Origin of the sequence: endosymbiont of Lamellibrachia barhami, assembly GCF_011947365.2 — a bacterium.
Taxonomy (GTDB): domain Bacteria; phylum Pseudomonadota; class Gammaproteobacteria; order Chromatiales; family Chromatiaceae; genus QGON01.
Genome location: NZ_JAAVSH020000001.1, coordinates 2,395,174 through 2,417,140, shown reverse-complemented (window position 1 = coordinate 2,417,140; position 21,967 = coordinate 2,395,174). Strand labels below are relative to the sequence as shown.

Here is a 21,967-nt window from a genome sequence, read left to right as displayed (position 1 = left end):
TGCTAACATTAGTCGAGTACATGGCTCACAAGTCCATCCGCCAGCTTGGGTTCGAACCAGGTCGATTTGGGGGGCATCACCTCCCCGGCATCGGCTACCGCCATCAGGTCTTCCATCCCGGTGGGAAAGAACGAGAAGGCGACCTGCATCTCACCGCTGTCCACCCTTTTCTCCAGACCCGCCAGACCGCGAATGCCGCCGATAAAGTCGATGCGGCTGTCACAGCGGGGATCGGAGATCCCAAGAATCGGATCGATCAGATTGTCGGCCAACAGACTCACGTCCAACCGCCCCACCGGATCGTCGCTGGGGATACGTTCGCCACTCAGGCGCAGCCGGTACCACTGCTTGTCCAGATACATGCCGAATTCGGCAGGCTGCGACGGCTTAACCGGCAAATCGCTGGTCTCGACACTGAAGACCTCACCGACCTGAGAGAGAAAGGCAGCCGGATCCAGCCCGTTGAGATCCTTCACCACCCGATTGTAGTCGAGGATCTGCATCTGGTTGTGGGGGAAAATTACGGTCAGAAAGTAATTGTAGGACTCGTCGCCGGTATGGTTTGGATTGTCCGCCTTACGGGCGGCACCCACCCGGGAACCCGCCGCCGAGCGGTGGTGGCCGTCGGCCACGTAGAGGGCATCCATGGCATCGAAAGCGTCGGTCAACCGGGCAACCGTGTTCTCATCGTCCACTACCCAGATCTCATGCCGTACACCATCAGCGGCGGTGACATCCATATCCGGCGCGGCCTCGGAGACCCTGGCAAGGGTGTCGTCGACACTGGGGGTGCTGGGGTAGACCAGAAACACTGGACCTGTCTGGGCGTTGAGGGCATCGACCTGGCGCACCCGGTCATCCTCCTTCGCGGGGCGGGTGAATTCATGTTTCTTGATGCGGTTGCTATCGTAAGCCTCAACCGAAGCAGCCGCTGCCAGACCAGTCTGCACATGCTCACCCATGGTCAGCCGATAGACGTAGTAGCAGGGCTTCTCATCCCGCACCAGCACGCCTTCTTCCACCATCTTCGCCAGATTTTCCGCGGCCTTGGCATAGACTTCGGACGCGTAAGGGTCTGTGCCTTCAGGCAGATCCACCTCGGGACGGGAGATATGCAGGAAACTCCAGGGACGGCCCACCACCATCTCGCGGGCTTCCGCCTCGTTCATTACATCGTAAGGTGGGGCGGCCACATCGGCGGCACGACCAGCGGCGGGACGCAGCCCCGGAAATGCTCTGATCAACGGCATGTTGAGATCCTTAAAGTTCAGGTAGGGGTGACGCTACGGCGCCAACAAAAAGTTAACCAGGGGATTGTTTCAAATGCACGAGCCACAGATCAAGCACATTCCCTGATCCATGTCAGAAAATTCCTACATAAACGCCGGATATTTCCCGCAGATAAAATTTGCTTCAAGTGCCAAGATTAAGTTGTCGCCGTAGGGACATTATGGATGACACCAAGGCGCACGGATGCACCAGGGATTGAAACACTTGCCAACCAAGCAGGGCGACATCGCCCCGGCTCCCACGGATCAGGGAGCCGGGGCTTTTTCTTTTCTGTCTGCCGGCTGGTCATCCACGGGCCAGAGACGCTGATCTGCGCCTTCGAAAACATCCCAAAGCGCCTGGTAGTTTTTCCCGCTCCGGGGATGCATCTCTTCACCCGCAACCTCAGACAGCGGCAACAGGACAAAGGCGTAACGGGTGATTTCATCCCTCGGCAGCTGCAGTTTTGGTGTATCTATCACCTGGTCACCGTAGGTCAACAGGTCAATATCGAGGGTTCTGGGGGTATATTTGTCTCCCGAGCGCACCCGGCCATTGGCATCTTCGATCCCCCGCAGCCGCTGGGCCAGCGTTTCAACAGGCAAACCGGTTTCAATCCCCACCACCAGATTGTAAAAACTCTCTCCATCAAAACCGACAGCCTCACTCTCATAGACGCGGGAGACCACCAGTTCACCGAATTGAGCCTTCAGATCATGCAGTGCCTGAGTGATATGGCGCTGTCTGTCGATATTGCTGCCCAGGCTCAACCAGACTCTGACCACCGCAGGCTCAGTCACGACTGCCCCGCTCGATGATGACCCCGACATCCCGTGCCGCACTTACCGCACCGATCTTGTTCATGGTCAACCGCACCCAAGGCACTTCGAACTCATCGAGCACGATCTCCGCACAGCGCTCCGCCAGCGTCTCCACCAACTGGAACTCACTCTCCTCCACGAACTGAATCAGCCGCTTGGAGACCGCCTTGTAATCCAGGGTATCGTCGATATGATCGCTCTTTGCCGCGCGGGCGATATCAGCCCCCATTTCGAGATCGAGCACCACCGGCTGCCTGATCTCCCGCTCCCAGTCGTAGATACCGATTACCGTCTCGATGCGCAGGTTTCTGATGAAGACAATATCCATAGTTTCTCGTTATTGTTTAGCTATTGAGAAATGACATGTTAGAGATACGGAGGAGAAAATCCAATCCGGTGAGCACCTTCCGTGTCAGCAGGTATTGACCTTGTAGTGGCTTAGGGTTCCAATTCACCTATGATCATTGAAATACTGCTCGTACTCGGCGCCTACCTGTTGGGCTCCATCTCCAGCGCCATCATCGTCTGCAAATTAATGCGGCTGCCCGACCCCCGCACCCAGGGCTCCAACAACCCCGGCGCCACCAATGTGCTGCGAATCGGCGGCAAAAAAGCCGCAGCAATCACTTTGCTGGGTGACATGCTGAAAGGGCTGATCCCGATGCTGATCGCCCATCTGCTCACCGACTCACCGCTGATCCTCGCCCTCACCGCCATGGCGGCCTTCCTCGGTCATCTCTATCCACTGTTTTTTGGCTTTCAGGGAGGCAAGGGTGTGGCGACTGCGCTGGGCGTGCAGTTCGGCCTGCACTGGGCAGTCGGTGGCTCAGTGGCACTGGTTTGGCTCTTCATGGCCAAGGTACTTAACATCTCCTCCCTGGCCGCCCTCGTCTCCATGGCAGTGGCCCCTGTTTTTGTCTGGTACTTCTGGCCGGCACCGGAGCTGATCATCATGCAGACAGTGATGAGCACTATTTTGTTCTGGCGTCACCGCAGCAACATCCGCAACCTACTGCAGGGAGTGGAGGGAAAGGTTAAAGGTTAAAGGTTAAAGGCAAAAGGCTGGCAAATCTACGATTTGCCCGATTCTTGAGTCAAGCATGTAGGCCCGATCAAGCGTAGCGGATCGGGCAATCAGGATGCTATTGAGGTTGCCGGTTCCGCTACGCTTGAACCGGCCTACGGCCCTTTCACCTTTTGCCTTTTTTCTTAAACCGCCCCCAAGCTCTCCATCTTCCAGCGGGGATTGGCGGAAAACCGCAACGGCTCACTCTGCCCGGCCCGCAGACGCTGCCAACCCGCGTAGGCGATCATCGCCCCATTGTCGGTGCAGAATTCCGCTCGCGGGTAGTAAGCGCGTCCGCCCTCTTTCACCATCATCTCACCAATGCATTCACGCAAACGGCGATTGGCACTCACACCGCCCGCCATTACCAGGGTCTTGACGCCGGTCTGCCTTACCGCACGGCGACACTTGATCATCAGGGTATCCACCACCGCATCCTCGAAGGCCCGGGCAATATCCGCCAGGGTCTGCCGGGGCAGCGGATCGCCTTCCTCCCGCTTGGCCGCCTGCTGGGTATTGAGGGCAAAGGTCTTGAGTCCACTGAAACTGAAGTCCAACCCGGGACGATCTGTCATCGGACGCGGAAAACGGTAGCGCTTGGGATTGCCATCCAGCGCCAGTTTCGCCAGCTCCGGTCCACCGGGATAGGGTAAATCCAGTAGTTTGGCGGTCTTGTCGAACGCCTCACCCGCCGCATCATCCAGCGACTCCCCCAGTAGGCGGTATCTGCCGATCCCATCCACTTCGACCAGCTGGGTATGTCCACCGGAGACCAGCATGGCGATAAACGGGAAGCCGGGCGGCTCCTTCTCCAGCATCGGCGCCAACAGATGCCCCTCCATGTGGTGCACGCCCACCGCCGGCACCTGCCAGGCCCAGGCCAGACTGCGCCCAATCGCACTACCTACCAGCAAGGCCCCCACCAGACCGGGGCCAGCCGTGTAGGCCACGCCATCGATGGACTCACTGCGGATCTGCGCCTGATGAAAAACTTCCCGAATCAGCGGCAAAGCCTTGCGCACATGGTCACGCGAAGCCAGCTCCGGCACCACTCCCCCGTATTCGGCATGAATTTCGATCTGACTGTGCAGCGCATGAGCCAGCAGGCCACCATCGCTATCATAGACAGCCACACCGGTCTCATCACAAGAGGTCTCTATTCCCAAAACCCGCATATTCTGTCGTTTCCCCATAGAGCATGTACGATTAACTTTGCAAAACCCGGCATCTGTGCGTAAAATTCGCGCCTTTCACCGTTTGCAAAGCTTAACAGAGTCCTAGGAAGCACACACAGATGCCCAACGTACGCGTCAAAGAGAACGAACCTTTTGAAGTTGCTATGCGCCGTTTCAAGCGCTCCTGCGAGAAGGCCGGCGTCCTCGCCGAAGTCCGTCGCCGCGAGTTCTATGAAAAACCCACTTGGGAGCGCAAGCGCAAGGCTGCGGCAGCGGTCAAGCGTCACCTGAAGAAGGTCTCGCGCGAGAACCGTCGCTGGGAACGCCAGTACTGATCCTATCTGACCGACGCTTCGGCAATGTTGAAACAACGGATTCTGGATGATGTAAAGACCGCCATGAAGGCGAGGGACAAGCCCCGGCTTGGCACCCTTCGCCTGATCACTGCTGCAATCAAACAACGCGAAGTCGACGAGCGTATCGAACTCGACGACACGCAGGTGCTGACCATCCTGGACAAGATGATCAAACAGCGCCGGGATTCGATCAGTCAGTTCGAACAAGCAGGACGCACCGAGCTGGTTGAACAGGAACAGCGCGAAATCGAAGTCATTCAGGACTATCTGCCGGAGGGCCTGAGCGACGAAGAGATTGTCACAATGATCGACGAGGCCATCAGCGCCACAGGTGCCAGTGCCATGCAGGACATGGGCAAGGTGATGGGACAGTTGAAACCAAAGATGCAGGGCCGTGCCGACATGGGCAAGGTCAGCGGACTGGTAAAGCAGAAACTGGCAGGCTGACAGCCACATCCAGATCTTCCGCCGGCAACTCCACTTTCCGCTATCCTTAAGCGGACCCTGTTGCTGAGAGCCGCCAGACATCATGGCAGGAAGAATCCCCCCTCAATTTATCGATGACCTCCTCACGCGCGTGAATATCGTCGACGTGGTCAACCACCGCGTCTCCCTGAAAAAAGCCGGCAGAGACTACCAGGCCTGCTGCCCGTTCCACGACGAAAAAACCCCCTCCTTCACCGTCAGCGCCGAAAAACAGTTCTATCACTGCTTCGGTTGCGGCGCCCACGGCTCCGCCATCGGGTTTCTGATGGAGTATGACAACCTGGGCTTCGTCGAAGCCGTCGAGGATCTCGCAGGCATGGCGGGTCTGGAAGTCCCCAGAGAGGCTGGAGTCTCGCAAGGGCCGGATCTGCGACCGCTCTACGATCTGCTTGAAAAGTCGGCTGACTTCTACCGCAGTCGACTGCGCGAACATCCACAGGCCCCACAAGCGGTCCAGTACCTGAAAAACAGGGGTCTGAGCGGCGAGATCGCTGCCGCCTTCGGCATCGGTTACGCCCCGCCCGGCTGGGACAACCTGCTGAAACATTTTGGCACCGATGAACAGGCCATCGGCAGACTGCGCGAAACCGGGCTCATCTCGGAACCCGACGAAAAACGTTACGACCGTTTCCGCAACCGAATCATCTTCCCCATTCGAGACCAGCGCGGCCGAACTGTCGGCTTTGGCGGGCGTGTACTGGATGACAGCACACCCAAATACCTCAATTCACCGGAAACCCCCCTGTTCCATAAAGGCCGTGAGCTCTATGGGCTTTATGAGGCCAAGCAGGCACTGCGCAAGATCGAGCGTCTGCTGGTGGTCGAAGGTTACATGGATGTGGTTGCCCTGGCCCAGTTCGGCATTCGCAATGCCGTGGCCACGTTGGGCACCGCCACCACACCGGAACATCTGGAGCTGATCTTTCGCACCTGTCCTGAGGTGGTCTTCTGTTTCGATGGCGACCGAGCGGGACGCGACGCTGCCTGGAAGGCACTGCAGACTGCCCTGCCTGTGATGCGCGAGGGGCGCGAAGCCCGTTTCCTCTTCCTGCCGGACGGCGAAGACCCCGACACCCTGATCCGCAAGGAGGGTAGCGAAGCGTTCGACCTGCGTCTGGATCAGGCACAGCCACTCTCAAACTTCCTGCTCGAGCACCAGGCGTCCCAGGTTCGCATGGACACCATCGATGGACGCGCCCGGCTGGCCGAACTGGCGAGACCCCTGCTGGAGAAACTGCCTCCCGGCATCTTCCGTCGCATGATGTATCAGCAACTGGAGCAGACAGTGGGCCTGCAGAGCGGCACTCTTGGCAATAGCGCCAATCCGCCCCAACCCGGCATGCGCCCTCCCGCATCGGGTGGGGAGTATCGGAAACAGCGGCCCAAACTGATCAGCAACGCCATCGCCCTGCTGCTCGACATGCCAACCGTGGCACCGGTAGCAAAAGAAGTATCCGACGACTGGAAAAACTGGGACACACCGGGAATCCCTCTACTGCATGAATTACTTGAAATTATCCATACCCATCCTACGCTTAATAAAGCAACACTACTCGAACGTTGGCGTGATCGGGATGAGTATCCCAAACTGGCGAAAATTGCGGCACGCCGATTTGATTTTCCAGGCATGGATCATGAAGCGGAGTTTCGTGACGTACTAAACAGGCTTGTCGATCAATATAGAAAAGCCAATACATTGGCGCCAAGGAACGCGCCGCTCAGTGAGATGTCTGAAGAGCTGTCGGAGCTTAGACAAAGATTTCCCGGCAAAATAGAGGCCGACAATGAAAACGAATAGCGCACAGGGACAACTGACGTAAAACACAGACCCGTCACATTTCGGATAAAACGCATGGAAACAAGGCGCAATTCAAGGCATTACTGGAAAATAATTAAACAAACGTGCTAGAATGGGCAGTTCGTTTATCGGCTCGTATGCACCCGTATAACAAGGTAAAAGATGAATCAGGAAAAACAGCAATCCCAGCTAAAACAACTGATTGCAAAGGGAAAGGAACAGGGATTCCTGACCTACGCGGAAGTTAACGATCACCTGCCCGAAGGCATTGTCGAGCCGGAACAGATCGAAGATATCGTGCGGATGATCAACGACATGGGGATCACCGTCCACGAAACCGCTCCCGACCTCGAAGACAGCAACCTCAGCGACAACGCCGTCTCCACCGACGAAGACGCCGCCGAGGAGGCCGCTGCCGCCCTCGCCAGTGTCGACAGTGAATTTGGCCGCACGACCGATCCAGTCCGCATGTATATGCGGGAGATGGGCACCGTTGAACTGCTGACCCGTGAGGGCGAACTCCGTATCGCCAAGCGCATCGAGGACGGCCTCATCCAGGTCTCTGCCGCGCTTGCCACCTTCCCGATCACCATCGACCTGCTGGCAACCAGACTGGAAAACGTCGAGGCTGGCGAAACCCGCATGGCGGATGTCACCAACGGTTTCATCGACCTGAAAGAAATTAACGAGATCCCCACCCCTGCCAGCATCGCCGCCAAAAACAGGGCCCGCGAGGAAGCCAAAGAAGCAAGAGTGGCAAACGGCGAAGAGGAGGAGGAACCGGAAAATACCGGCCCCGATCCTGAAGAGGTCGCCGCCAAGGCAAAAGAGCTGCGCAAGTGCTACAAAGCACTCTGCACCACACTGAAGAAAAACGGCCGGGCCAGCACCAAAACCCAGAAGGCGGTGGATAAAGTCATTGAGAGCTTTCTTGAATTCAAGCTGGTACCCAACACCTTTAACCTGCTGGTCAATACGCTACGCAGCGCCATCGTGCGCATCCGTGCCCAGGAGAGAATCATCATGGGTCTGTGCGTCGACAGAGCCCGCATGCCCCGCAAAGAGTTTATCGTCTCTTTTCCAGACAACGAGACCAACCTGGACTGGATTCACGACCAGATCAAAAGCGGCAAAGGCTATTCAGAGGCACTGGAAGAGTACGCAGACGAGATCCTGCGGTCACAGAAACGCCTCCTAGCCCTGGAAACCGAATGCATGCTGACAATCGGCGAGATCAAAGAGGTAAACCGCAAAATGTCCATCGGCGAGGCAAAGGCACGCCGCGCCAAAAAGGAGATGGTGGAAGCCAACCTGCGGCTGGTTATCTCCATCGCCAAGAAGTACACCAACCGCGGCCTGCAGTTCCTCGACCTGATCCAGGAGGGCAACATCGGCCTGATGAAGGCGGTGGACAAGTTCGAATATCGGCGCGGTTACAAATTCTCCACCTACGCCACCTGGTGGATTCGTCAGGCCATCACCCGCTCCATTGCGGACCAGGCCCGCACCATCCGCATCCCGGTGCACATGATCGAAACCATTAACAAACTCAACCGCATCTCCCGTCAGATGATCCAGGAGATGGGCCGGGAAGCCACGCCCGAAGAGCTGGCTGTACGCATGGAGATGCCTGAAGACAAGATCCGCAAAGTCTTGAAAATCGCCAAGGAACCGATCTCCATGGAGACCCCCATCGGCGATGACGAAGACTCCCACCTCGGCGACTTCATCGAAGACTCCGGCGTTGTTTCACCGGTAGAGTCTGCGACTGCTGAAGGCCTCGGCGAAGCGACCCAAAACATGTTGAGCGGCCTCACCGGTCGCGAGGCGAAAGTCCTGCGCATGCGCTTCGGCATCGATATGAACACCGATCACACCCTGGAGGAGGTCGGCAAACAGTTCGACGTCACCCGCGAGCGTATCCGGCAGATCGAAGCCAAGGCCCTGCGCAAACTGCGCCACCCTTCCCGCTCCGACCGACTGCGCAGCTTCCTGGATAACGAATAGAACGCCACAGCACAAAAAGACCGCGGGTACGGCGAGCGTACCCACGGCCTTTTTGCTACAATCCTCACGCCCTATTCGGGCCCTTAGCTCAGTTGGTTAGAGCAGGGGACTCATAATCCCTTGGTCGAAGGTTCAAGTCCTTCAGGGCCCACCATTTAAAATCAACAAGTTACAGGCAATTTAAACTACAGACACTTTCTAACGGTGCACATTCAGTGCACGATCATGAAGCTCTTTGTAGTCTGAAAAAGGATAATCAGATACTCATGTTTGACCTCAACCTCGACCTATCCCCAAACATAAGTCTTAAGCAGAAAAATTGCCGGCTGGTTGATCTCATCAGTAAAGTTGTTTGCTTCAATCAAGGGAAATTAGCTGAATATGGCTACCTTGCGGGAGAAAAGCACAAAGCCCTCAAAGACGCAATGAGAGGGACTGGAGAAAAAAACAAAAGCGACATCAAAACGTTACGTGACGAACTCACCAATTATCTGAATCTCGAACTTAAAAATGCTTCTGACGAAAACTTCAAGTTTCTAAAACAATATTTTGAAGGCAGGTCCGAACTAGAACCAAGGATCTGTATTAAGGTCCACAATGAAGGAAAAATTGTCCCTTTATTCCGTGATCGGAGATCAATCGATGACGAATCATACCCGATCGAAGCCAATACAGGATTTAGCGAGATAGCCAATAAAACTGGGTATCAATTCCTGTGCAACAATATTCCTGCCGCAATTAAGAATAATTCCTATGTGAACGCCAGAATAAACTCTGATCGAGTTACACATTACAAGGAACAAAACATCTTTGAGAGACTCAGAAAGGTCGATGACACTGATTGGGCAAAATGCTGGAACGAGGTTGAAGGGGTAGCAGGTGAACGTAACTATCCCCCATTGGAAACCTGTTATAAGTCCACGCTTATCATACCGATGACATTGTTGAACAACACTTTATCTGGCGAGTTCATACAACGCTTTGAAATCGAAGAGAAAGTTTCCCCTCGATCCATCTATGGCTTTCTATGCTTTGATCATCAAGAGATAAATTATTTTAATAAAAAACCCGACATTACAATCGGTTATATCCTAGCAGATATGCTATCTTTGTATTTAATAAACAGCCTCACATACGTAGACTACTCGACTACTTTTTCTGCTGTCGAAGAGCTACTTGCTCAAGGTTCCGAATAAGGACAACACTGATATGCACACCAAGAAAAATCAGAGTAACTACTCAGGGCAAAAGTATCACAGCAGGGACGCCACTCAGAACAACCATGTTGTAAGCGTCGGCCACACACTGATCGACTTCGCTCGCACAAACGCTCGAGCTGAACTTAAGCAACAAGAACCAAAAAAACGCTAAGCCTACCCGTTTCTTGCGCTGTACCCGCGCCCCCCATACCGCTGGTCTTCACTGCTATGGCCCAGCTAATCGGCCAGCCCTGTTCGCACTATGCTGAGTTCACTTGGTGCGTCGATCCCAATTTTTACCTGAACGTCTGCTTCCAGAACACAGAACAGTTAGCACTATTCCACTATTCCAATAGGGGACGCACCACGTTTTTAGCTGACTGAAAGTCTGCTACCTGTGGGATTATTAGGGACGTACCCTAATTTCTCCCACCAATTTCACCCAAATAGAAATCGACACCAGTGGATTGTTCAATGGTTTTGTATCCATGAAACTCTGTACCATTGTCGGCTGTATTGGTTCTTGTATTCAACCTCGAAGTGCCTCGGTTACTTGACATCTTTCGATGTTTTCCATGACACTTGAGATTAAACTTACAGTTGCACTTCGCGGTTGAATGCATGATGAAAAAGAAAGAAAAGAAAAAGCTAAAGAAGAAAGACAAGATTCGTGTACCGGGCGCCGTAAAGAATCAGGCAGACATCCAGGACCTAAAACAGAGGATCAAACGACTGGAGGCTGAACTCAAACACTGCGAAAACACAATTGAGGCCCTGCGCCACCAAGTCAAGGACAACAAAACCGAAAAAAGCAAAAAGAGGAAGCCGGGTAATAGTGCCGTGAAATCCCTGCGGGCTCAACAGTCAAACACAGTAGCAGTTGCCCAAAGAAATGCCTGGAAGCGCCATCGTTACCTACGGGACAGGTACGATTTCCATCTTGAAAACAGCCATGACAAACCCAATGCCAGAGATCTTGCAGATAAGGATCTGAGACAGGAGTACGGAGAGAAAGCCGGTTTCTCTAAACAGGAATTAGAGCACATATTATCCTGACTGAATTGGCGCATGCAGCCATGAGCGGTGGTTTGTTAAGCGCCGACAGTTATTACTCTGAACCTAAATATCTGAATGATTTTATAAAATTATGTCGTATTACAATTGAAGGTAATACAAGCGAATATGAGCACTGAATCGTGCCAGCGCAGTCCACCATGATCCCTCCTGAATCGGTTTCTGCTGCCTTATCGTCGTTTACCCTCATCGCCTTGGCGGAGATCGGAGATAAGAGTCAGCTAGTGTGTATGACTCTGGCAACACGCCACCGTCATTGGCCCGTACTGCTCGGTGCTACGTTGGCATTTCTCATATTGAATGCACTCGCGGTTTTGTTCGGCGCAGGTATTGCAGCATGGGTTCCTGAGCGCATACTTGCTGGCGTTGTAGCGGTGATGTTCGGTGTCTTCGGTATTCACACTCTTCTTCACAAGGATGATGAGGAGTCGGATGAGATAGAGGAAATGCCGGGCCACGGTATCTTCTACACAACGCTGCTTTTGATCCTGGTGGCGGAATTCGGTGACAAGACCCAGATCGCGGTGGCGGGCTTGGCTGGCAGTATGGCACCTTGGCCTGTGTGGCTGGGGGCAACAGCAGCCCTGATATTGGTCACAGCGCTTGGGGTCTGGGCAGGACGTACGCTGTTGCAACGTATACCACTTCGTTGGCTGCACTTGCTCAGTGGTGGATTATTCATGACGTTCGCTTTGATGGCTGCATGGCGAGCACTAGTCTGAGGTAACTCTAACCTAAACCCAGACAGCGTAAGCTATGATGACTATGAGCAGCAATTGTTTAAGATGAGAAAAGTTGCTTAACTTGGCGTCACAAATAGGTTGACCACGTCAATAAACAGGCGGATTTCTCAACCCCCGTTTTATCCCTGACTGAACTGATTCATCCCCCAGTTCCATGACTTCAACAGGGTCTGGCCAGACAGAGCAAACCACTCGACCTGCAGCTCGGGGAAACTCACAACGGCACAGCTATGATTGCACAGGGTACTGCCGGGGTTGATCACCAGGGTGTCGCCCAGCCGCTCGACAAACACCTGATGAGTATGGCCGACCACCAACACATCGTAAGAAAATCCCTGCAAACGGCCGGTCCAGTATACTCGCTGCTCGTCAATTGGTTCACCGCACTCATCCAGCAACCTGATCCCATCCATGAAAGAATCCGGTGGGCTGGCATGAACCATATACAATTCCCTGCCTGCTACCGCCATCTCCAGCGAGGCAGGCAGACCGCTCAGATAACGATAGGTGAATGAATCCACCTTATCTGCCGCACGATCGAGATACCAGACCTCATGGTTGCCTGTAACGCATGCACAACCATTCGCCATCAACAGCTCGACAGTCTTGTCCAACTCCTCTCCATAACCGGCGATATCGCCAGCGCAGAGGACGTGCTCCACCCCCTCATGCCGGAATATAGACAGCGCCTCTTCAACCGGCCCTGGCGTGGCATGAGGGTCGCTGATGATGCCTATTTTTGTGTTCAATGTACCTTTCTAACGCAAAGTCATACTCTATGTTTAGGAGCATCCACACAGCTAAACTCAATACAGACGGTCGATGCAGCCTATGTTCAAAGTATAGGAGGAAGACAGCGATATGGGGCAGACCCTTCCAGCAAACCCACTCGAACAAATGGCCAAGCAGTTGCTGAACCAGCGCCGTCGAGCGATAGATTGCCATGCCCCCGCTACGGCTGCTGAAACGGCAACAGCAGCCGCAAAACGGTAAGAAGGCTGACCGCCATTTATGATGGTGCACCACATGAAGAACATTGTGCGTGTCTGAAAATCCATGATGCTTCTTTTTCAGCATCGGGTACAGTTGGCCTCACTGCCCTCTTAAAAGCACCTCGAACTCCTCCGCCGGAACGGGTCGGCTGTAGAGGTATCCTTGTCCCTCATCACACTGAAGCGCATAGAGAAACCGTGCCTGTTCCTCATTCTCTATGCCCTCGGCGGTGATTTTGAGACCTAGACTGTGGCCAAGCGAGATCACAGCCGTCGTAATCGCGCGGTTCTCCGGGTCATCCAATATGTCTTTCACAAACGAACGATCGATTTTTAGACGATCTATTGGCAGTTGTTTCAAGTAGGCCAGTGATGAATAGCCTGTACCGAAATCATCAATCGCCAGGCTGACTCCCATTGAACGCAACCTTTCAAGAGAACCGATAGTCTTTTTGGCCTGCTGCATGATGAAGGTTTCGGTAACTTCAATCTCCAGCGCGCCGGGTTCAAGACCGGTTTCAGCCAGGATTCGCTCGACGGTGGCCACGATGTTATCACGCATCATTTGAGGACCCGCCACATTGACTGCGATATGCTCCATGAGAAGTCCACTTCGCCGCCATTGCGCAGCTTGGGCGCAGGCGGTTCGTAGCACCCATTCACCAATGGGGATGATCAGGCCGCTCTCTTCCGCAACGGGAATAAAGCGTAAGGGTGAGATAATACCCTCTTCGGGATGAAGCCAGCGGATGAGCGCCTCTGCACCAACGATTTTTCCCTTCACTGGTGAGTATTTGGGTTGGTAATAGACTCTGAACTGCTCTTGTTCGAGCGCCTCTCTCAGTCCCGCCTCAAGTTTCACTCGCTCGTATGCGACTGCTGTCATCTCCTTGCGATAGAAACTGAACGCACCACGCCCTTGCGACTTGGATCGATACATCGCCGTGTCTGCATGCTTGAGCAGTGTCAAGACATCGGTCCCGTCCTCCGGAAATACGCTGATCCCCAGGCTCACACTCGTTTGCAGCGTTTGGCTTCCGATGCGGATGGGCTGACTGAACACCGACAATATCTTCTCAGCCGCCACTGCGGCGGCGCCGGTATCGGGAACTCTTTCCAGGACGACCGCAAATTCATCTCCACCCAGGTGCGCAACCGTATCCTCCTCCCTGAGGATCGATCTGACGCGCGCACCAACTTCCCACAGCACTTTGTCACCGACCGGGTGCCCGAACGCATCATTGATGCGCTTGAAGTGGTCAAGGTCGAGACACAGCACCGCCACCTGATGGCCTTCACGCTGTGCCTGTTGCAGCGCGTGCTCACAGAGTGTGTTGAATAACAGCCGATTGGGCAGATCGGTAAGTACATCATAATGGGCCAGCCGGGAGATCCTCTCCTCAGAGAGCTTCTGTTCTGTAATATCGGAGAAGATCCCAATGTATTGCGTAACTTTCCCCTGTTGGTCACGAACGGCGGAAATGTTCTGCCAAACCGGAAAAACCTCCCCGTCCTTACGCCGGTTCCATATCTCGCCGCTCCAGTGTCCCTTCCCGGTTAGAGTTAGCCATAATCTCTGGTAGAAGGTGTCGTCGTGATGCTGGGAGCGCAGGAACCCCGCTTTTTGACCAACGACCTCTTCTGGTGAGTACCCGGTGATCTCTGAAAAGGCCCGATTGACACGCAGAATCCTGCTATCGATGTCTGTGATGAGGATGCCTTCGTTAGCGTTTTCAAACACGCTTGATACCAGACGCAGCTCCGCCTCGTCCCGCTTGGCTTCGGTGATATCCTCCGCAATACCCACAACGCGATAGATTTCACCCTCGGCATTGCGAACTGGATAGCCGCGCGCCTTGATCCAGCACACAGAACGATCCGGGCGAACGACACGATATTCAGGAAATTCGATTTCCGCCAGATCACCCTGGCTCTTCTCGGTGATGAAATCCGTGACCCTGCTTAGGTCATCAGGATGAATCGCGTCCAGCCAGGAGAGTGGCTTCTGATAGAGCGATTCACAGGAACGGCCCCATACCTCTTCATAGGCGGGACTGACATAGATGACCTTCTGCCAATCGGGAGTCACGAGCCAGAAGACCTCACGGATGTGCTCGGTAAGCTGCCTGAAGTTCTGTTCACTGGCGCGCAGGCGCTCTTCCATCTGCTTACGCTCGGTAATATCCCGCACGACTCCCCGATAACCCAGATAGCCCCCATCTTGGTCGAATTTCAGGATACCACTGGTCTCAAGGAACACCAGCCGCCCTGTTTTGTGCCGGCTGACATATTCGAGTCCCTTAAACGGCTTACCTGACTCTACGATGGCGTCGTACACAGCCGTCACTCTTTCCGCTTCATCCCGTGGCATCAAGTCAAACGGCGTTTTGCCAATTACCTCCTCGGGCCTGTAACCGAGCAATTTCTCGATTTTGGAACTCACATAAGTATATCGTGCGTCCGGCCCCACTTCACAAATACTGTCACTGCTTACCTCCACCAGATCGCTGTATCGCGCTTCACTTTTCAGCAGGGCAAACTCGGCTTGTTTGCGCTCGCTGATGTCCTGGAGTGCGCCGATGACACCATTCGGTCTCCCCATGCCATCGAAGCGGGTGGCAACCCAGATTCCATAAATGCCGCTGCCACTGGAGAAATTTAGCGAGAGCTCGATGTATCCCTTCTGGTCAGAGGACAACAATCTTTCGATCAGTTTGCGGAATCCAGCCCGGTCTGGCTTTTCGAGCGCCTCCACCAGGCTATCCATGTTTGGGTAGGCCTCTGAAAACGGCGTTTCAGAGCACGGACAGGTTTCTTCACTCCACAGCAACTCGTCTGAGTAGAGATCGTATTCCCAGATTATCAGCCCCGTAGCCTTGACGGCCAGGCTCAACCGGGCCTCACTGTTGACCACACCCTGGATCAGCTCCCTGGTCTGTACCCCATAAATCCCCTGCCCGATATTTTCACCGCTGGGCGCCCCCTCTCCCTCGACCAGCCATCGTTTGCTCACATGAAAATACTGGGTCAGACGATTGAGCTTGGCCGTTGATATATTTCCACCGTTGAGCCAGCTATGCAGCGATTGTCGTGAGACCCCCAACGCTTTCGCCAGCTCGCTGAGAGAGAGACCCTGTTCTCCGGCAAGTTGGGACAATCGCTTTCCAAAACCAATATCCATAGAGGCACTACGTCCATTGCCATTTTACATTTTGACATTATTGGACATTTCTCCTATAAATTAAAGGGATAAATTCCAAGGCAGTTCCTCCATTTTCAGCTGAGATGGATCGACCTGTTTCCAGCTTCGATTCTCAAGTAAACGAGAACTTCAAAGCGGCTTTCTGAGGCACTGCCTCCAAATCCATTCCCAACTATGATTAGATATATCGACTAACAAAAATCCGGACTTTTCCAGGCAGTGCCCATTATTTCCGACATCAAAGACTTGGATGAAAAACAGACTTCCACGCAGCTGCTTGCCGTCGTGGGTGAACTGGTGGCTGAACTTCATCCCGGACAAGCCAATCCTCCTGAGCCAAAACTGGCCGACAGGCTGGACAGCGACCTTGGTTTCGACAGCCTCAGCCGGGTTGAACTGCTGACCCGGATGGAACAACAATTTGCCGTACAGTTGCCCGAGCAGCTGTTCGCAACGGTCGAAACACCGGCGGATATCCTCCAAAGCATCCTCTCCGCAGATCCAACGCTGCAGGAGAAGATGCGCGCCCGACCCCAGTCACCCGAAGTCGCATCTCTCGCCCTACTCCCGGAACAGGCCGTAACCCTGCCGGAGGTACTCGAATGGCACAGCAAACAGAGCCCCAACCACACCCATATCCTTCTTTATGGTGACGGCGAGCAACCCACACCGATCAGTTACAAAAAACTCTGGCAGGGTGCGCGCAGGGTTGCGATCTCTCTGATTGAACGCGGCCTGCAACCCAGTCAAACAGTTGCGATCATGCTGCCCACAGGGGCCGACTATCTCTTCAGTTTCTTCGGCATTCTGTTGGCCGGCGCCACCCCTGTTCCCATCTATCCACCCGTCAGACTCTCCCAGATCGAGGATCATCTGAAACGGCATGTGCGCATCCTGGAAAATGCCGGCGCGGTCATGCTGATCACCGTCCCGGAGGCAAAGAGCGTCTCTATCCTGCTGAGGAATCTGCTCAATCAGGATCTGCAGATCCTGGTATCAAATGATCTAAATCGTGAGTCCGTTTCGACGCCACTGCCGCGTTCCCGACCTGATGACATCGCCTTCATCCAATACACCTCCGGCAGCACGGGTTCACCAAAGGGTGTGCAGCTGAGTCATTACAATCTGCTGGCAAATATCCGTTCTATGGGGGAGGCGATTGCGATCACTCCAGAAGATGTCTTCGTCAGTTGGCTGCCCCTCTATCACGACATGGGATTGATCGGCGCCTGGCTCGGCAGTCTCTATTTCGGCATTCCCCTGGTGTTGATGTCACCCCTGCGGTTTCTGGTCAGACCACAACGCTGGCTGTGGGCGATTCACGATCACAAGGGCACTCTCTCCGCCGCACCCAACTTCGCTTACGAACTCTGTCTGAAAAAAGTCCGGGACGAGGAGATCGAAGGCCTGGATCTCAGCAGCTGGCGCATGGCTTTCAATGGTGCCGAGCCCGTAAGCCCCGCCACTATCCGTCGCTTCAGCAGCCACTTTTCCAGCTATGGCTTTGCTAACAATACAATGGCGCCGGTCTACGGCTTGGCGGAGTGTTCAGTGGGTCTGGCATTCCCCCCCCCCGGCAGGATCGCCCCTATCGATCGCATTCAGCGCCGCCCGATGCGGGAGTCCGGTCTGGCGTTTGTGGCCGGGGAGGGTGATCAGTACCCCCTGGAGTTCGCCGCCTGTGGAGCGCCACTAACGAATCACGACATCCGTATCCTGGACAAAACCGGCCAGGAGCTGCCTGACCGACAGGAGGGCCACCTGCAGTTTCAGGGGCCATCCGCCACCCGTGGATACTTTCGCAACCCCAAAGCCACCCACCAGCTGTTTGACGGCGACTGGCTCGACTCCGGCGACATGGCCTATAGGGTTGGAGATGAGATCTATCTGACTGGCCGCAGCAAGGACATGATCATCCGTGCCGGTCGCAATATCTATCCGCAGGAGGTGGAAGAGAAAATCGGAGAGCTCGAAGGTATCCGCAAGGGCTGCGTGGCGGTTTTCGGTCACCTGAATGAGGCAACAGGCACCGAGGGGTTGGTGGTGATGGCCGAAATCCGGGAGACGGCAGCGGCTACACAAGAGCGGTTACGCACCGAGATCATACGCTCACTTAGCCAACTGATCGATGCACCACCGGACGACATCGCCCTGGTGCCGCCACACACCGTACTCAAGACATCGAGTGGCAAGATACGCCGCGCTGCCTGCCGTGAAGCTTATGAACAGGGTGAACTGATCAAAGGCCGCCCAGCAGTCTGGCGGCAGTTTGCGGATCTGATTGCCGCCGGTCTGCCGGTACAGTTGCAGAGATGGCGACACAAAACCGGCGAGTTGCTCTACGCCGGATATGCCTGGACCCTGTTCCTTGTCGGCGCCACGATTGTCTGGCTGCTCGTGATTCTGCTTCCAGGCACCGGCCTGCGTCGCCGCATCATGCACCACAGCGCCAGGCTGCTGATGAAACTCTGCGGCATCCGCCTGCAGGTCGAGGGACTGAACCATATACCGGAAAACCGGGTCTCGGTACTGGTGGCCAACCACTCAAGTTATCTGGATGGTCTGATTCTGATCGCAGCAGTGCCGTTCACCTTTCATTTCGTGGCAAAGGCGGAACTGCAGGAAAAATTCATTCCCGGTCTGTTTCTGCGCCGCATCGGCACCTTCTTTGTCGAACGTTTCGACCATGGCGGCGGAGCCGGCGACACAGCCTTTCTGTCTAAACAGACACAACAGGGGGAGACACTGCTGTTTTTTTCCGAAGGCACCTTTACCGCCCGTGAAGGCCTGCAGCATTTCCGCTTGGGGGCATTTGTCACCGCCACACAAAACAGGGTTCCGGTCATACCGGTAACCCTCAAGGGCAGCCGAAAACTGCTGCCCGCCAACTGCTGGAAACCCCAAAGAAATCCTCTCAAAGTGATCGTGGGGGAACCCATTACCCCATCGGGGGATGAGTGGCAGGACGCCATTGACCTCCGCGATGGCACACGACGAGTCATACTCGAAACTTGCGAAGAGCCGGATCTCTCCTGGACCCCGTAGACAAAAACAGAACTATACCCATATTAAATTCATGTTTTGGGCTATCATGCCGCTATAAGCAGAAGAGTGCTTTTAAGTATCACTCCATTTAATCCAAGGCAAACCCTGAATTCGAATATAACTATTACTATGATTCAAGATACTGGCGAATTGGCAAAGGACGCTGGTGCGGAACAAAATATCAAAGCAGAGCAGACCCGGCTGATCTACCGGTCGATGCCGTTCTCTCTGCTCGCCATCCTGATCAACAGTTCAATACTGTCGCTCGTGTTGTGGCAGGTCATTGACCACTCGACGATCATCGGCTGGCTTGTTGCTGTCTACCTGACAACGCTCTACCGCTTTCTGACCTATCGCAATTTCCTCTCCACCACGCCAGCGCAGGGTAGGATCGAGTTTTGGAGAAGGCTGGCAATCCTCGGCGCCACTCTCTCCGGCGCACTATGGGGCGCTGCGTCTCTGCTGCTTTTTCCACTGGAACATGTTGCCTATCAGGCACTTCTGGTTTTTGTCATAGCCGGCATGTCGGCTGGAGCGGTCACCACCCTCTCCTCCATCTTTACAGCATCCGCAACCTTTCTGCTGCTGACATTGATACCGTTGGTCTGGCGTTTTCTCTTCCTGGAGTCAGATGTCGGTTATGCCATGACAGCCATGGGCATCCTCTTCATGCTGATAGTGGTCATCTCCTCCAAGCGGCTCAACCAGTCTATCCAGGAGTCACTCAAGGTACGTTATGAACGGCAGCTCGCTGAAGAGAAGATCATCTACCAGGCCCACTATGACGAATTGACCCAACTACCGAATCGCCGTCTGTTCATAGACCGTCTCAATCAGGAAATCACCCGTGCGCAACGGCATCAACACTTTGGCGCAATCCTGTTTCTCGATCTCGACCATTTCAAAAACATCAACGACTCCCTTGGTCACCGGGTGGGTGATAAACTCCTGCAGCAGGTTGCCCTACGACTCCGGCATCGAATCCGCAATGAAGATACCGCCGCCCGCCTGGGCGGTGACGAGTTTGTCATCCTGCTCACTGAGATCGGCGATAGCCGGGAGGTAACCTCCAGTTGGGTGCAGAATTTCACAGCGCAGATACAACTGTTATTCACTGAACCCTTCATAGTCCAGGAGCACGAACTGCACCTGAGCGCCAGTATCGGCATCACCCTGTTTCCCATCAATGGCGCTGTACCGGAAGACCTTCTGCAACAGGCCGATGTGGCGATGTACCGCGCCAAGGCAGAGGGGCGGGATCAGAGCCGCTTCTTTCTACCAAGCATGCAGGAGGCTGTTCATCAGCGCTTGGAGATCGAAAAGGGTCTGCGCAGAGCCTTGGCGACTGGTGAACTGGAACTCTACTATCAACTGCAGGTGGATATTACCGGGACATGTATCGGCGCAGAAGCACTTCTGCGGTGGAACCATCCGGAACGCGGACTCATCGCCCCGAATGAATTCATATCCGTGGCGGAAGAGACCGGACTCATCTATAAGATTGGTGACTGGGTACTCGCCACCGCTTGCAGGGATATGGCACAGATCGGACTCCACAGGCCAATCAACCTCTCCGTGAACGTCAGCCCAAAACAGTTTCGCGAGACCAACTTCGTTGAACGTGTGCAGAACATTATCAACAGGTGCCGGATCAACCCCTCACTACTGCGCTTCGAAATCACGGAAAATGTGCTGATAGAGAATTTCGAACAGACAGTAGAGCGCATGCAGCAGTTGAAAAAGTGTGGCATCAGTTTTTCGATCGACGATTTTGGTACCGGCCACTCTTCACTGGCCTACCTCAAGCGACTGCCTGTTGAGATGCTGAAAATCGACCGCTCATTCGTGCGCGACATCTCTACCGACCCCAACGATGCCATCATTGTGGAGACGATTCTCGACATGGCAAGACACATGGGGCTGAAGGTCGTGGCCGAAGGCGTGGAGACCCAGGAAGCCTTTGCATTCCTCAAAGAGAAAGGGTGTGAATATTTTCAGGGCTATCTATTTAGTCGTCCTGTGCCACTACAGGATCTGCTCGGCAAAATTGAGTCCACAGCCGCCTGATCCAGACGGAAATAACCAGGGGTTTTATAGGTATTCACCAATTACCAAAAAGCTTGAAATTACCTATAATCGGATCGTTTTACGTCAAGTTCGATCCGGGTGCAGTTTGTCCCAATCCGACTGACACTATACGTCAGCAGCGGCACAGCACCTGAGACTGCCCTTTTCCCGTGAGACTCGCCTTCCTTGGGGGCACCGCCTCAACCTGACCCACCAGATCTGCCGGCAATTTTCAAACTGAAATCAGATCCCTAACCCATCTTTGTCACTGCACTTCCCAATATCGACTAATTCTGTTGAATTTCCGTAAAAGCGAAAAATAATATTCATTTATAAAACAAAGAGATAAATTTCTAGCGTTGCTGAAAACCGAAATGTAGTGACATAAAGTGACGTTTGCCTATTGACGGCACACTGCCAAGATGGTTAGGGTGTCCCCATGTTCATTCGCCGCGTCAAAACCCGGACCACCGAAGACGGCAGTTGCTACTACAGCCACCGCCTGGTTGAGAACTATCGGGTAGCCGATCGCATTCGCCAGCGTACCCTGCTCAATCTTGGAACTCAGTTCAGTTTTCCGCGTGAGCAGTGGCAAGCGCTGACACAACGTGTCGAGCAGATTCTCCGGGGCCAGCACGATTTGTTGCTGTCCCCCACCGGAGAGTTG

Annotated in this window: 17 protein-coding genes and 1 tRNA gene; 12 read left to right on the top strand and 6 right to left on the bottom strand. The window is 54.3% G+C overall.

Annotated elements, in window-relative coordinates; all coding sequences use genetic code 11:
* Nucleotides 1-8: 8 nt before the first annotated feature.
* The 3 genes from G9Q73_RS10920 to folB all read right to left on the bottom strand — a co-directional run bounded on the left by G9Q73_RS10920 (nucleotide 9) and on the right by folB (nucleotide 2,418).
* Nucleotides 9-1,250, bottom strand: coding sequence for a DUF1015 domain-containing protein (locus G9Q73_RS10920; protein WP_177419816.1), 1,242 nt, complete (start codon nucleotides 1,248-1,250; stop codon nucleotides 9-11).
* A 285-nt stretch (nucleotides 1,251-1,535) separates the two neighbouring features.
* Nucleotides 1,536-2,069 carry a 2-amino-4-hydroxy-6-hydroxymethyldihydropteridine diphosphokinase gene (folK, locus tag G9Q73_RS10915; RefSeq protein WP_369408880.1) on the bottom strand — a complete coding sequence of 178 codons (534 nt, stop codon included), beginning with the start codon at nucleotides 2,067-2,069 and terminating at the stop codon, nucleotides 1,536-1,538.
* On the bottom strand, nucleotides 2,062-2,418 hold the full coding sequence (gene folB / locus G9Q73_RS10910; protein ID WP_177419815.1) for a dihydroneopterin aldolase: 357 nt from the start codon (nucleotides 2,416-2,418) through the stop codon (nucleotides 2,062-2,064). The genes folK and folB overlap by 8 nt, the downstream gene beginning before the upstream one ends.
* A gap of 129 nt (nucleotides 2,419-2,547) precedes the next feature.
* Between folB and plsY the strand changes: the two genes are divergently transcribed.
* The gene (gene plsY, locus G9Q73_RS10905) at nucleotides 2,548-3,135 is read left to right on the top strand and encodes a glycerol-3-phosphate 1-O-acyltransferase PlsY (protein ID WP_177419814.1); all 588 of its coding nucleotides are present in this window, start codon (nucleotides 2,548-2,550) and stop codon (nucleotides 3,133-3,135) included.
* Nucleotides 3,136-3,299: 164 nt separating this feature from the next.
* Here plsY and tsaD read toward each other — a convergent pair whose 3' ends face one another.
* Nucleotides 3,300-4,331, bottom strand: coding sequence for a tRNA (adenosine(37)-N6)-threonylcarbamoyltransferase complex transferase subunit TsaD (gene tsaD, locus G9Q73_RS10900; protein WP_177419813.1), 1,032 nt, complete (start codon nucleotides 4,329-4,331; stop codon nucleotides 3,300-3,302).
* A gap of 119 nt (nucleotides 4,332-4,450) precedes the next feature.
* On the opposite strand from tsaD, the gene rpsU reads away from it, so the two are divergent.
* From rpsU to G9Q73_RS10855, 8 genes are all read left to right on the top strand, one after another.
* Nucleotides 4,451-4,666: a 30S ribosomal protein S21 gene (rpsU, locus tag G9Q73_RS10895; RefSeq protein ID WP_177419812.1), complete on the top strand. Its 216-nt coding sequence runs from the start codon at nucleotides 4,451-4,453 to the stop codon at nucleotides 4,664-4,666.
* Nucleotides 4,667-4,690: 24 nt separating this feature from the next.
* Complete coding sequence (locus G9Q73_RS10890; protein WP_177419811.1) at nucleotides 4,691-5,134, top strand: GatB/YqeY domain-containing protein; 444 nt, start codon at nucleotides 4,691-4,693, stop codon at nucleotides 5,132-5,134.
* An 82-nt stretch (nucleotides 5,135-5,216) separates the two neighbouring features.
* A complete protein-coding gene (gene dnaG, locus G9Q73_RS10885) occupies nucleotides 5,217-6,971 on the top strand; it encodes a DNA primase (RefSeq protein WP_177419810.1) in 1,755 nt (584 codons plus the stop codon).
* 162 nt (nucleotides 6,972-7,133) lie between these two features.
* Nucleotides 7,134-8,978, top strand: coding sequence for an RNA polymerase sigma factor RpoD (gene rpoD / locus G9Q73_RS10880; RefSeq protein WP_177419809.1), 1,845 nt, complete (start codon nucleotides 7,134-7,136; stop codon nucleotides 8,976-8,978).
* 77 nt (nucleotides 8,979-9,055) lie between these two features.
* A tRNA-Ile gene (locus G9Q73_RS10875) sits at nucleotides 9,056-9,132 on the top strand.
* 112 nt (nucleotides 9,133-9,244) lie between these two features.
* Nucleotides 9,245-10,174, top strand: coding sequence for a hypothetical protein (locus tag G9Q73_RS10870; RefSeq protein ID WP_177419808.1), 930 nt, complete (start codon nucleotides 9,245-9,247; stop codon nucleotides 10,172-10,174).
* A 624-nt stretch (nucleotides 10,175-10,798) separates the two neighbouring features.
* Nucleotides 10,799-11,233, top strand: a complete 435-nt coding sequence (locus G9Q73_RS10860) for a hypothetical protein (RefSeq protein ID WP_177419807.1) — start codon at nucleotides 10,799-10,801, stop codon at nucleotides 11,231-11,233.
* Nucleotides 11,234-11,391: 158 nt separating this feature from the next.
* Nucleotides 11,392-11,973: a TMEM165/GDT1 family protein gene (locus G9Q73_RS10855; protein ID WP_177419806.1), complete on the top strand. Its 582-nt coding sequence runs from the start codon at nucleotides 11,392-11,394 to the stop codon at nucleotides 11,971-11,973.
* A gap of 140 nt (nucleotides 11,974-12,113) precedes the next feature.
* Here G9Q73_RS10855 and G9Q73_RS10850 read toward each other — a convergent pair whose 3' ends face one another.
* Complete coding sequence (locus tag G9Q73_RS10850) at nucleotides 12,114-12,743, bottom strand: metallophosphoesterase family protein (RefSeq protein ID WP_177419805.1); 630 nt, start codon at nucleotides 12,741-12,743, stop codon at nucleotides 12,114-12,116.
* Nucleotides 12,744-13,086: 343 nt separating this feature from the next.
* Complete coding sequence (locus tag G9Q73_RS10845; RefSeq protein WP_178941499.1) at nucleotides 13,087-16,167, bottom strand: PAS domain S-box protein; 3,081 nt, start codon at nucleotides 16,165-16,167, stop codon at nucleotides 13,087-13,089.
* Nucleotides 16,168-16,407: 240 nt separating this feature from the next.
* Here G9Q73_RS10845 and G9Q73_RS10840 point away from each other — a divergent pair, with 240 nt between their 5' ends.
* From G9Q73_RS10840 to G9Q73_RS10830, 3 genes are all read left to right on the top strand, one after another.
* On the top strand, nucleotides 16,408-19,233 hold the full coding sequence (locus tag G9Q73_RS10840) for an AMP-binding protein (RefSeq protein WP_369408879.1): 2,826 nt from the start codon (nucleotides 16,408-16,410) through the stop codon (nucleotides 19,231-19,233).
* A 129-nt stretch (nucleotides 19,234-19,362) separates the two neighbouring features.
* Complete coding sequence (locus G9Q73_RS10835; protein ID WP_177419803.1) at nucleotides 19,363-21,300, top strand: putative bifunctional diguanylate cyclase/phosphodiesterase; 1,938 nt, start codon at nucleotides 19,363-19,365, stop codon at nucleotides 21,298-21,300.
* Nucleotides 21,301-21,739: 439 nt separating this feature from the next.
* A partial coding sequence (locus tag G9Q73_RS10830) for an IS1634 family transposase N-terminal domain-related protein (RefSeq protein WP_500814664.1) occupies nucleotides 21,740-21,967 on the top strand: 228 nt, incomplete at its 3' end.